Genomic DNA, 12,045 nt, shown 5'->3' on the forward strand with positions numbered 1-12,045 from the left:
GCTTATAAATCGTCAAGCTCATCGTTTCGCCTCTGACTGAAGGATGATTTTTTACAAAAATAGGATATGACAAAGGAAGCAGAGCCTATTCGCTTGAGCCAGCTTTGCGTCTTTATTTCAACATAAAAAAAGCGCTGCGATACGCTCTTTTCAAAAGAGCGCACGCAGCGCGTTACTTTACATTACTTATTCAAGTTATAGAATGTAGCAATGCCGTGGTATTGAGCTGTTTCAGCCAATTGATCTTCGATGCGAAGTAATTGGTTGTATTTCGCCACACGGTCCGTACGAGACGGAGCACCTGTTTTGATTTGTCCAGCGTTTGTTGCAACTGCAATGTCTGCAATTGTGCTGTCTTCTGTTTCACCAGAACGGTGAGAGATAACAGCTGTATAGCCTGCACGTTTCGCCATTTCGATTGCATCAAATGTTTCAGTTAATGTACCGATTTGGTTTACTTTGATGAGGATTGAGTTACCAACGCCGTTTTTGATTCCTTCAGAAAGCTTCTTCGTATTTGTTACGAACAAGTCGTCTCCTACTAGCTGAACCTTGCTGCCAAGACGCTCAGTTAATAGTTTGTGACCTTCCCAGTCGTTTTCATCAAGGCCGTCTTCGATTGAGATGATTGGGTATTTCGATACCATATCTTCATACCAGTCAACCATTTCAGCAGATGTTTTCACAACACCTTCACCTGATAAATGATATTTACCGTCTTCTTTGTTATAGAACTCAGAAGATGCAGCATCCATCGCAAGTTTCACTTCTTCACCTGGTTTGAAACCAGCTTTTTCAATCGCTTCTACGATTGTTTGAAGTGCTTCTTCGTTAGAACCAAGGTTTGGAGCGAATCCACCTTCGTCACCTACAGCTGTGTTTAAGCCTTTTGCGCTTAATACAGATTTCAGGCTATGGAAGATTTGTGCGCCCATGCGAAGTGCTTCACGGAAGTTTGGAGCACCTACAGGCATAATCATGAATTCTTGAATGTCTACGTTGTTATCCGCATGCTCTCCACCGTTGACGATGTTCATCATCGGTACTGGAAGCGTTTTGGAGTTGAATCCACCAAGGTATTGATAAAGTGGAATTTGTAAGAAATCAGCAGCCGCACGTGCTACAGCGATAGATACGCCAAGGATTGCGTTTGCACCTAATTTCCCTTTGTTTTCTGTTCCGTCAAGTTCGATTAACATTTTGTCGATCGCTACTTGTTCTGTTACATCAAAGCCTAAAAGCTCTGGTGCAATGATTTCGTTTACGTTGTTTACAGCTGTCAAAACACCTTTTCCAAGGTAACGGTCTTTGTCTCCGTCACGTAGTTCTACTGCTTCATATTCACCAGTAGAAGCACCACTTGGTACTAGTGCACGGCCAAAGCCGCCAGATTCTGTGTAAACTTCTACTTCAACTGTTGGGTTACCGCGAGAGTCTAATACTTCGCGTGCATATACGTCAACAATGTATGGCATCGTTATTTCTCTCCTTTTGAATCAATTTGTTATTTTTGAATCAATGATGTTCCTGTCATCTCTTTTGGTTTTTCAAGTCCAAGTAAGTCTAAAAGCGTTGGAGATAGATCAGCTAAAATGCCGCCTTCTCTAAGCGTCGCACCTTTTTTCGTTACGATGACTGGCACAGGATTCGTTGTATGTGCAGTATGCGGCTTTCCTTCTTCGGTAATGAGCACGTCTGCGTTACCGTGGTCTGCCGTGATGATGGCATGTCCGCCTTTTGCTAGGATTGCGTCGACTACAGCTCCTAAGCACTCATCTACTGCTTCAATGGCTTTGATTGTTGGCTCAAGCATACCTGAATGCCCCACCATATCTGGGTTAGCAAAATTCAGAATGATCGCATCATGCTTGTCCGCATTGATGTCTGCAACAAGCGCATCCTTTACCTCATAAGCGCTCATTTCTGGCTTGAGGTCATAGGTTGCGACATCTGGTGAATTGATTAAGATGCGGTCTTCTCCAGGAAATTCTTCTTCACGTCCACCGCTCATAAAGAACGTCACGTGAGGATATTTCTCTGTTTCAGCAATCCGCAGCTGCTTCAATCCATTTTGAGAAAGTACTTCTCCTACTGTGTTATCCAAATTCACTGGTTTGAAAGCCACATAGCCATCTACCGTTTCACTGAAGTGTGTGAAGCAGACGAAGTGTAAATCCTTCGGATGTGCTTCCCCGCGGTCAAACGAGCGGAAATCTTCATTTGTGAATGTGTTTGAAATTTGAATCGCACGGTCTGGACGGAAGTTATAGAAAATCACAGAGTCGCCGTCGTTTACTTTTGCAACCGGCTCACCATTTTCTCTCGTAATGACAGATGGAATAACGAACTCATCGTAGATTCCATTTTCATAGGAGTCATCAACGACATCATAGATGTTTTGATAACTTGGGCCTTCACCATACGCCATCGCGCGATATGCTTTCTCCACACGATCCCAGCGTTTGTCACGGTCCATTGAGTAATAGCGTCCAGAAAGTGTTGCGACTTCTCCGACACCGATTTCTTTGATTTGTTCTTCAAGCTGTTTTAAGTACACTTTCGCTGTCTTCTGACCAACATCACGTCCGTCTAAGAAGCCGTGAATGTATACTTTTGTTAAGCCTTCTTTTTTCGCTAGTTTCAGCAAGGCAAAAAGATGCTGGATGTGGCTATGCACACCGCCGTCTGACAAGAGACCGAATAAATGAAGCGCCTTGTCATTTTCTTTTGCATAAGTCATTGCATCTAGGAACGTTTCGTTTTTCTCAAATTCCCCATCACGAATGGCCACATTCACTCTTGTTAAGCTTTGGTACACGATGCGTCCTGCACCGATGTTCAAATGCCCAACTTCAGAGTTACCCATTTGACCTTCTGGGAGGCCTACTGCCTCACCTGAAGCCGTTAAGGTTTGATGCGGGAATTCGTTCCAGTAGCGGTCGAAGTTCGGTTTCTTTGCTTGGGCAACAGCGTTACCGACTGTTTCGCCTCTTAAACCGAATCCATCTAAGATGATTAATGCAGCTGGTTTCTTACTCATATTGACCTTCCTCCAATAATTGAACGAAAGACTGAGGTTCTAAGCTTGCGCCGCCTACCAAAGCACCGTCAATATCGGATTCTGCCATATATTCTTTAATATTCGCAGGTTTCACGCTTCCGCCATATTGAATGCGAAGGCTGTCTGCCGCTTCTTGACCAAATTCGCTTGCAACCGTTTGGCGAATGTGCGCACAAACATCGTTTGCATCTTTCGCTGTAGAAGATTTACCTGTACCGATCGCCCAGATTGGCTCATAGGCAATCACAGATTCAGCGACTTGCTGCTTCGTTAAACCAGCTAGTGCTTTCTTCACTTGATCAGCGACAAGTTCGTTTGTTTTGTCTGCTTCACGTTCTTCAAGCGTTTCACCTACACAGATGATTGGAACGATGCCATGCTTGAATGCAGCATGTGCTTTTTTGTTCACTGTTTCATCTGTTTCAGCGAAGAATTCGCGGCGCTCTGAATGACCGATCACTGAGTAGCCGATGCCAAGATCTTTAAGCGCAGCAGGGCTGATTTCACCAGTGAATGCACCATTTTCTTCAAAGTGCATGTTTTGCGCACCAATTTTAAGGTCTGTTCCGTTAGAAAGGCTGTTCAGCTTTTCAAGGAAAAGGGCTGGTGCACAGACAATAGATTCCACTTTGTCAGGAGATGGAATAGATGATTTGACTTCTTCAACGAAACTTACAGCTTCACCAAGTGTTTTGTTCATCTTCCAGTTCCCAGCTATAATTGGTTTTCTCATGATTGACACTTCCTTATAGCAGTTTTGGTCTTATTTATCGTTTAATGCAGTCACACCTGGAAGTTCTTTGCCTTCCATAAATTCAAGTGAAGCGCCGCCACCTGTAGAAATATGGCTCATCTGATCGGCAAGACCAAATTTCTCAACAGCTGCTGCTGAATCTCCACCACCAATGACAGAATATGTATCTTTTGCTTCTGCCAGTGCTTCTGCGATTGCTTTTGTTCCTTTAGCGAATGCATCGATTTCAAATACACCCATTGGTCCGTTCCAGACAACAAGTTTGCTGTTTTTAATGACATCAGCATACTTCTCTCTTGTCTCTGTTCCAATATCAAGTGCTTCTAGATCACTTGGAATTTCAGAGATTGGCACAATGCTTGTATTCGCATCATTTGAAAAGTCGTCGGCTACCAGAACATCTGTTGGAATCAGGAAGTTCACACCTTTTTCTTTTGCACGGTCCATAAAGGATTTCGCTAAATCTACTTTGTCTTCTTCTAATAGAGATTTTCCTACTTCGTGGCCAAGTGCTTTGACAAATGTATAAGCAAGTCCGCCGCCGATGATCAGGTTGTCCACTTTATCAAGAAGACTTTCAATTACACCGATTTTATCCTTTACTTTTGCGCCACCGATAATCGCTGTAAATGGGCGATCAGGGTTTGAAATGGCTTTCCCTAGAACCTCAAGCTCTTTTTGCATGAGGAAGCCTGAAACAGCCGGAAGATACGCTGCAATACCAGCTGTGGATGCATGTGCACGGTGTGCAGCACCGAACGCATCATTGACATACACATCGGCTAAATCAGCAAACGCTTTTGATAATTCAGGATCGTTCTTTTCTTCACCAGGATAGAAACGAACGTTTTCAAGCACTAGCACATCTCCTTCTTTTAAGTCAGAGATTTGCTTTTTCACGTTGTCGCCGTAAGCTTCATCTGCTTTTTTCACTTCTTGTCCAAGAAGCTCTTGCAGACGTTTTGCTACAGGTGTCAGACGCAGTTCTTCAGTAACTTGACCTTTCGGACGACCCAAATGACTAGCTAGTAGTACCTTTGCGCCTTGTCCTGTTAAATACTCAATCGTTGGTAATGCTGCGCGAATACGAGTATCATCCGTCACTTTTCCGTCCTTCATTGGAACGTTAAAATCTACGCGGCAGAACACAACTTTACCTTTTACGTCAATGTCTTTTACTGATTTCTTATTCATGCTCGTCAGGAGATCCTCCTTTATTCTGGTTTCCTTACGCATTGGACAAGTCTCTCTTTATCCTTTTCCCATTTTGCCCTCATCAAAACGAGAAATCGTGCAGAACGGATAAATACAGAGAAAAAGGGAAAGGGATGCTTCCCCTTCCCTTGTCCGTCTTCATTATATCGTGTCTCTAGGAAAGAACCAAGTGAGTTCCTTCAGTGTGAGAAATTAAAGACCTTGTTTTGCAATGTAAGCTGCAAGGTCAACAACGCGGTGAGAATATCCACTCTCGTTATCGTACCAAGAAATGACTTTCACCATGCTGCCTTCCATTACCATTGTAGAAAGAGCATCGATTGTTGAAGAGTTTGCATTACCATTGTAGTCACCAGATACTAATGGCTCTTCGCTGTAGCCAAGGATTCCTTTAAGTTCTCCTTCAGCTGCTTCTTTAAGTGCTGCATTTACGTCTTCAGCTGTCACATCTTGATTTAATTCAGCAACAAGATCAACTAAAGAAACGTTAGGTGTTGGAACACGCATAGCGCCACCGTTTAATTTACCTTTAAGTTCAGGCAATACAAGTGAAACAGCTTTCGCAGCACCTGTAGAAGTTGGGATGATGTTTTCCGCAGCTGCACGAGCACGACGGTAGTCTTTGTGCGGAAGATCAAGAATTTGTTGGTCATTTGTGTATGAGTGAACAGTTGTCATCATACCGCGTTTGATACCAAATTTATCGTTAAGTACTTTTGCAAATGGAGCTAAGCAGTTTGTTGTACAAGATGCATTAGAGATGACATCGTGGCTAGCTGCATCGTATTTGTCTTCGTTTACACCCATAACGATTGTGATATCTTCTTCGTTAGCAGGAGCAGAGATGATAACTTTTTTAGCGCCAGCTTCTAAGTGTTTAGCAGCGTCTGCACGTTTTGTGAAGAATCCAGTAGATTCAACAACGATTTCTACGCCTTGTTCACCCCAGCTTAATTTCGCAGGGTCACGCTCAGCTGATACTTCGATTGTTTTACCGTTTACTACTAAGTTCGTACCGTCTACAGAAACCTCTGCATCTAGTTTTCCGTGAACAGAGTCATATTGTAAAAGGTGTGCAAGCATGTTAGCGTCTGTTAGATCGTTAACCGCTACTACCTCAACTTCAGGATTGTTTAATGCTGCACGAAATACGTTACGTCCAATACGTCCAAATCCGTTAATACCGACTTTTACTGCCATGATGTTTCCTCCTTTTATAGGTCACAATGTTTTATATTGAGGGATCGATTGACTCCCTTAATAACTCTTTTGCGGCTCCTTCGTCTGTGACGAGAACCGTTCGGCGGGGTTTTTTGAAATAAGCTTCAATGGCTCCAGCCTTTGATGATCCACCTGCAACAGCAATGATGTGTGGAATGCTTTCTAAATCATCTAGCTGCATGCCGACGGAGTGCACTTTGTGGACGACCTCGCCATCACGATTAAAGTAATAGCCAAAAGCCTCTGTCACTGCGTCATGCTCATCAATCTTTTTTAAATCTTCAGCGGGTGTGTTTCGTCTCATCGCCATTGTTTTTGCTTCACCGATTCCATGAATGAGCATCGTGGATGATTTAATCGTTTGAAGCACTTCTTTGACAGACGGCTCTTCAATAATGGAAGAGTAAGCACCTTCTGACAGCTGTCCTGGAACAAACAGCAGTTTGTAAGTACCGGAAGCTTTTTCAGCCATGTGGGCACAAATGGTGTTTGCCTGATTTTTTACATTCTCCCCAAGACCGCCTCTCGCAGGGACAAACATCATGTCTCTGTTTTTGGCATCAGGGGTCATCATTTCGGCAACAGCTTCCATCGTCGTTCCGCCAGTGACGGCGACGATATTATTTCCAGTAAACCTTTTTTTCATACACTGGACAGCAGCTCTTCCCATTTCTTGCTTCACCCACGGGGATTCATCGCTGTCACCAGAAACGATGATGACTTCTTCTAGGCCTAATTTCCTCTTTAATGTATTTTCCAAAAAGGTTAAACCTAAAACGTCCTTCATCATTCCTTCAAGCATTTCAAGCAAAGCATGACCTTCAGTCGTCAGCATCATACCGCTCGTTTTGACATCCAGCAGATTTTGTTCCTTTAAGAACTGAACCTCAGCTCTTAAGATACGTTCACTCAGACCAAGACTTGTCGCAAGACTTCTGCGACCAATTGGTTCAGCTAATCTGATGTACTGCAAAATGTCGTAGCGCTTTTGCATAACTGTGAGAAGATCTGGTAATAATTTTTTTTGAGCTTCCAATAAACGATTCATGGCTAACGACCCTTTCTTTTCACGTTGGACTAAAAACGTCCCACTGTGACAAAAAACGTCCCGCCACAGCCAAAAAAAATCAATCCCTGCTTTCTTTAATTATTTTAACAGGATAATCTTGCATTTTCAACTCTTACAAACACATTTAGACAAAAAATAGACACATTTTGACCGATAACCTGCTTGTCATCTAGCTTTCCGCTATTTTATTTTTTTCAAACTATTTATTTTCTTCTATATTGAATGCATTTGTCTTTGAAAAGGTGCAGGCGGTCAAAAGCCGCCTGCTTATGTTTTCGGTATCGTTTCTTTCTCTTCATTAAATCGTTTCGCATCTTCCTTCGGTTTAATCTTGAGGTAGTAAATGATGTAGCAGGCGGCCATAAATGGAACTCCGCAATAAAGACCAATCCGCTGATCCTCAATAAAGAATAAACTGATAAGAACAATGCCAAATGCGATAAAGCCTGCTAATGGCACAAATGGATAAAAAGGCGTTCGGAAGACAAGATCCTTTACATCTCCGCCCTCTTTTATGAATTGTCTCCTAAAGAAGTATTGGGATAAACAAATCGACATCCAAACCACGACAAGCACCATACCCGAAATGGATATGAGCCAGACATATACCGTTTTTGGTGCTACAACACTCGTAAGCAGTGATAGAGCGGATACACCCATTGTCACCAATAAGGCATTGATCGGGATTTTACGCTTGGATAATTTTTTCGTGAAAACAGGTCCTTTCCCGTCTTTTGAAAGCGCCCATAGCATACGTGATGATGCATATAATCCAGAGTTCGCTACAGATAAGACGGCTGTAATGATAATAAAATTCATGATATCTGCAGCGTATGGTATGCCGACCTTGTCCAATACCACAACAAACGGACTATCCACTGCGCCGGCGGTCTGCCATGGCAGAAGCGCTGCAAGAACCGCAATCGATAAAACAAAAAAGACCATCGTCCGCCAAATAATATTCCGAATAGAACGCGGGAGTGTTTTTTCCGGACTTTCACTTTCACCTGCTGCAATCCCTACAAGCTCTGTTCCTTGAAAGGAGAAATTGACTGTGACCATGGTTAATAAAATCGCCAAAAGACCATTAGGAAAAAGGCCGCCATGATCCGTCAAATGACGAAATAGTGGGGCAGGTTCCCCGCCTTTTAAGTGAATCATTCCGAAAATTGCGCCAATTCCAATGATAATAAACAATAAGATCGCAGCAACCTTGATGGCTGAAAACCAGAACTCTGTTTCAGCGAAACTGCGTGCCGAGATGGCATTGATGGAAAATAAGATGACGCTAAAGGCAAGACACCAAAGCCAAACAGGGATATCTGGGAACCACCTTTGGAGTAGAATACCTGCTGATGTAAACTCAAGTCCAATCGTACACGCCCAGCTAAACCAATAGAGCCAGCCGATCATAAAGCCCGTGGATGGACCAATATACTTCGTGGCATACTCCTGAAAAGAACCAGCTGTCGGCATCGCCACTGCTAATTCACCAAGACAGAGCATCACCAAATACATGAGCAATCCGCCAATGATAAACGAAAGAATGGCTCCCCCTGGGCCTGCCTGATGAATAATGAGTCCTGACCCAAGGAAAAGGCCTGTTCCAATGACCCCACCTAAGGCAATCATAAAGAGATGTCTACTTTTCATGGAACGCTCTAGTTCATTATGCTGTTCTGGCTTCAAATCCGCTTCCCCACTTTCACTCTTCTATTCATCAACCTTTGACAAAATTCGCCGTTCATTGAAAGAGAAAGGGAGAATTTGAAGGCTTCTCCCTTGATCATTTATGCTTGAAATAACGCTTCGATATGAGCGATTGCCCAATCCAAGTCTTCTTTTGAAATGGTGAGCGGCGGTGCAAATCGAATTACTGTCTCATGGGTTTCTTTGCATAACAGCCCGGCTTGCTTGAGCTTCTCGCAATAGGGTCTAGCTGCCTCAGTCAGTTCCATTCCAATAAATAGTCCACGCCCGCGCACTTCCTTAATGACAGGACTTTGAATGCGTGACAGTTTGTCTTTGAAATATTCCCCAAGCTCCAATGAGCGCTCGGCAAGCTTCTCGTCGATTAAAACATCTAGTGCAGCTAGCGATACTGCGCACGCAAGAGGATTCCCGCCAAAGGTAGACCCGTGAGATCCTGGGTTAAACACACCTAAAATATCACGATTTGCTACAACACATGAGATCGGGAATACCCCGCCGCCAAGTGCTTTACCAAGAATCAGCATATCCGGCTCAATGCCTTCCCAGTCGCATGCAAACATCTTGCCAGTCCGCGCTAATCCCACTTGAATTTCATCTGCGATCAATAACACATGTTCCTTCTCACAGATCGCTTTTGCCTCTTTTATAAAGCCCTCGGGCGGCATGACAATGCCCGCTTCCCCTTGAATCGGTTCAAAGAGAAAAGCTGCTGTTTGCGGAGTGATCGCTTTGCGTAACGCCTCAATATCTCCATAAGGGATGAGCTTTATGCCCGGAAGCATCGGACCGAAACCTCTTTGATATTCTGCTTCCGAAGAAAGTGACACAGCCGTCATTGTACGACCATGAAAATTCCCGGTACATGCAATGATTTCTGCCCGATTCTCTTCGATACCCTTGACATCATAGCCCCATCGTCTCGCTGCCTTTATCGCCGTTTCCACAGCCTCTGCTCCTGTATTCATCGGCAATGCCATCTCTTTATTCGTTAATTTGCAAATCTTCTCATACCAAGGACCAAGCTGATCATTATGGAAGGCCCTTGATGTGAGTGTCACGCGGTCAGCTTGTGTTTTAAGCGCTTCTATAATGCGGGGATGGCGATGTCCTTGGTTGACTGCAGAATATGCACTGAGCATATCCATGTAGCGGTTGCCCTCAGGATCAGTCACCCACACTCCCTCAGCCTCTGAAATCACAATTGGCAACGGATGATAGTTCGCCGCACCGTATTGTTCTGTTTGATGAATCAATGCTTTTGTCTGTGTCATCGTGTATTCCTCCTTCTGTAAGCTTGCCTCTTTTTATGGGGTTCATCTTCACTCTTATGTTATGCAAGGATCATGCCAACTTAGTGATCGCTCTGTGCCTAGGATTGTTCTCACCTTTAACGCAGAAATATTTTGCATATGCAAATTTTTTTAGAGGAAACCGCAAAATTTTTCATGTAAAATAGAGGTAATGTCTGGAGGTGGCGCAAGTGAAAAAAGATCAGCATACCGCAAAGCTTGAAAATGAGATTGATCTATATAAACAAATGCTCGATTTAATTGATGTTGGGGTTCACGCCATTGACGAAAATGGCAATACCATTGTTTATAACAAAAAAATGATGGAGATCGAATCTTTAAAACGTTCTGATGTCCTTTATAAAAATGTCTTAGACCTCTTTGTGTTTCAGGACGAGATGCACAGTACACTTGTCCAAGCGCTGCGAACCGGGAAACAGACGGTTCATGCAAAGCAGACGTATCACAACTACAATAGTAAAGAAATCACAACGATTAACCATACATACCCGCTCGTACGAGACGGTCTGATTCAAGGGGCGGTTGAAATTTCGAATGATGTCACGAAACTGGAACGGCTCATTCATCACAATATGAAGAAAAAAGGAAACACACGCTTTACATTTGATTCAATCATTGGGGAGAGTCCTGCCTTTTTAGAAGTGATTGAACATGCGAAACGAGCCACACGTACCTCTTCTTATGTGCTGATTGTTGGTGAGACAGGGACGGGGAAAGAGCTATTTGCACAAAGCATTCATAATGGCAGCAGCCGTTCATCTGGACCATTTATTACGCAGAATTGTGCAGCACTGCCTGATAACCTGATTGAAAGTCTGCTTTTCGGAACACAAAAAGGGGCTTTTACAGGGGCAACAGATCAGCCCGGTCTATTCGAACAAGCACAAGGTGGTACACTGCTTTTAGATGAAATCAACTCATTACACCCGGCTCTTCAAGCAAAACTATTGCGCGTCTTGCAGGAGAAGCGCGTGAGAAGGTTAGGCAGTACAAAAGAAATCGCCATTGATGTGAGAGTGATTGCTAATATGAATGAGGACCCTGTGGATGCGATCGCAGGTGGACGGATGCGAAAGGATTTATTTTACCGGCTTGGCATTGTCACCTTGTTTATCCCGCCGCTCTCTGAGCGAAAAGAAGACATCCCGACATTTGTGATGCATTTTATTCAAAAATATAATGAACTGTTTCAAATGAATGTGAAGGCGGCTGATGAAGAGGTACTTGCCCTGTTCCAAACTTATCATTGGCCAGGTAATGTAAGAGAGCTGGAGCATGTGATTGAGGCTGGAATGAATATGATGATGGACGAAACATCCTTAAGCTTGCATCACCTTCCTTACCATTTCCGATTCAAGCAAGGAGAAGGTCATCCTAGTGAACACATGCAGATGAGTCCGGTGCAGCCTACAGCTGCAGCTGATACCTTCGTCTACACGAGCTCAGAACATACGACTGATTTCCAAACCCAAATGGAACGATTTGAAAAACAATACATCGTCCATTACTTAAATAAAATGGACGACAATATTTCACAGACTGCAAAGATATTGGGCATGAGCAGGCAAAGTCTGCAATATCGAATGAAAAAATTGCATATTTCTCTTCAATAATAGAGCTGTGCCCTTATGCGGCACAGCTTAGATTGTTGACAAAGGGCTAAAATGACCTTTATTTTAGCCCTTTGTCTTCTTTTCAGCGT

General features: G+C 43.5%; 9 protein-coding genes. 1 reads left to right on the forward strand and 8 read right to left on the reverse strand.

Annotation, left to right across the window (positions count from 1 at the left end; genetic code table 11):
* Positions 1–182: 182 nt before the first annotated feature.
* The 8 genes from eno to FXF70_RS01620 form a co-directional block, all read right to left on the reverse strand.
* On the reverse strand, positions 183–1,475 hold the full coding sequence (gene eno, locus FXF70_RS01585) for a phosphopyruvate hydratase (protein WP_003212752.1): 1,293 nt from the start codon (positions 1,473–1,475) through the stop codon (positions 183–185).
* Between the two features lie 29 nt (positions 1,476–1,504).
* Positions 1,505–3,040: a 2,3-bisphosphoglycerate-independent phosphoglycerate mutase gene (gene gpmI / locus FXF70_RS01590; RefSeq protein WP_017359214.1), complete on the reverse strand. Its 1,536-nt coding sequence runs from the start codon at positions 3,038–3,040 to the stop codon at positions 1,505–1,507.
* On the reverse strand, positions 3,033–3,794 hold the full coding sequence (tpiA, locus tag FXF70_RS01595) for a triose-phosphate isomerase (protein WP_060832658.1): 762 nt from the start codon (positions 3,792–3,794) through the stop codon (positions 3,033–3,035). The genes gpmI and tpiA overlap by 8 nt, the downstream gene beginning before the upstream one ends.
* A 30-nt stretch (positions 3,795–3,824) precedes the next feature.
* Complete coding sequence (locus tag FXF70_RS01600) at positions 3,825–5,009, reverse strand: phosphoglycerate kinase (protein ID WP_017359212.1); 1,185 nt, start codon at positions 5,007–5,009, stop codon at positions 3,825–3,827.
* Positions 5,010–5,222: 213 nt separating this feature from the next.
* Positions 5,223–6,230 carry a type I glyceraldehyde-3-phosphate dehydrogenase gene (gap, locus tag FXF70_RS01605; protein WP_148779723.1) on the reverse strand — a complete coding sequence of 336 codons (1,008 nt, stop codon included), beginning with the start codon at positions 6,228–6,230 and terminating at the stop codon, positions 5,223–5,225.
* A gap of 31 nt (positions 6,231–6,261) precedes the next feature.
* Positions 6,262–7,299 carry a sugar-binding transcriptional regulator gene (locus FXF70_RS01610; RefSeq protein ID WP_008347711.1) on the reverse strand — a complete coding sequence of 346 codons (1,038 nt, stop codon included), beginning with the start codon at positions 7,297–7,299 and terminating at the stop codon, positions 6,262–6,264.
* 288 nt (positions 7,300–7,587) lie between these two features.
* Positions 7,588–8,973: an amino acid permease gene (locus FXF70_RS01615; protein WP_048002953.1), complete on the reverse strand. Its 1,386-nt coding sequence runs from the start codon at positions 8,971–8,973 to the stop codon at positions 7,588–7,590.
* 137 nt (positions 8,974–9,110) lie between these two features.
* Complete coding sequence (locus tag FXF70_RS01620; protein ID WP_050826616.1) at positions 9,111–10,304, reverse strand: ornithine--oxo-acid transaminase; 1,194 nt, start codon at positions 10,302–10,304, stop codon at positions 9,111–9,113.
* A gap of 209 nt (positions 10,305–10,513) precedes the next feature.
* On the opposite strand from FXF70_RS01620, the gene FXF70_RS01625 reads away from it, so the two are divergent.
* Positions 10,514–11,956, forward strand: a complete 1,443-nt coding sequence (locus FXF70_RS01625; protein ID WP_148779724.1) for a sigma-54 interaction domain-containing protein — start codon at positions 10,514–10,516, stop codon at positions 11,954–11,956.
* The last annotated feature ends 89 nt before the right edge of the window (positions 11,957–12,045 follow it).

The organism is Bacillus sp. Y3, from assembly GCF_008123875.1.
Classification (GTDB): Bacteria; Bacillota; Bacilli; order Bacillales; family Bacillaceae; genus Bacillus; species Bacillus altitudinis.

Bases quoted from the DNA above. Each gene is read 5' to 3' on its own strand.
- eno (WP_003212752.1), bottom strand. From the start codon at position 1,475: ATGCCATACATTGTTGACGTATATGCACGCGAAGTATTAGACTCTCGC.
- gpmI (WP_017359214.1), bottom strand. From the start codon at position 3,040: ATGAGTAAGAAACCAGCTGCATTAATCATCTTAGATGGATTCGGTTTA.
- tpiA (WP_060832658.1), bottom strand. From the start codon at position 3,794: ATGAGAAAACCAATTATAGCTGGGAACTGGAAGATGAACAAAACACTT.
- FXF70_RS01600 (WP_017359212.1), bottom strand. From the start codon at position 5,009: ATGAATAAGAAATCAGTAAAAGACATTGACGTAAAAGGTAAAGTTGTG.
- gap (WP_148779723.1), bottom strand. From the start codon at position 6,230: ATGGCAGTAAAAGTCGGTATTAACGGATTTGGACGTATTGGACGTAAC.
- FXF70_RS01610 (WP_008347711.1), bottom strand. From the start codon at position 7,299: ATGAATCGTTTATTGGAAGCTCAAAAAAAATTATTACCAGATCTTCTC.
- FXF70_RS01615 (WP_048002953.1), bottom strand. From the start codon at position 8,973: ATGAAAAGTAGACATCTCTTTATGATTGCCTTAGGTGGGGTCATTGGA.
- FXF70_RS01620 (WP_050826616.1), bottom strand. From the start codon at position 10,304: ATGACACAGACAAAAGCATTGATTCATCAAACAGAACAATACGGTGCG.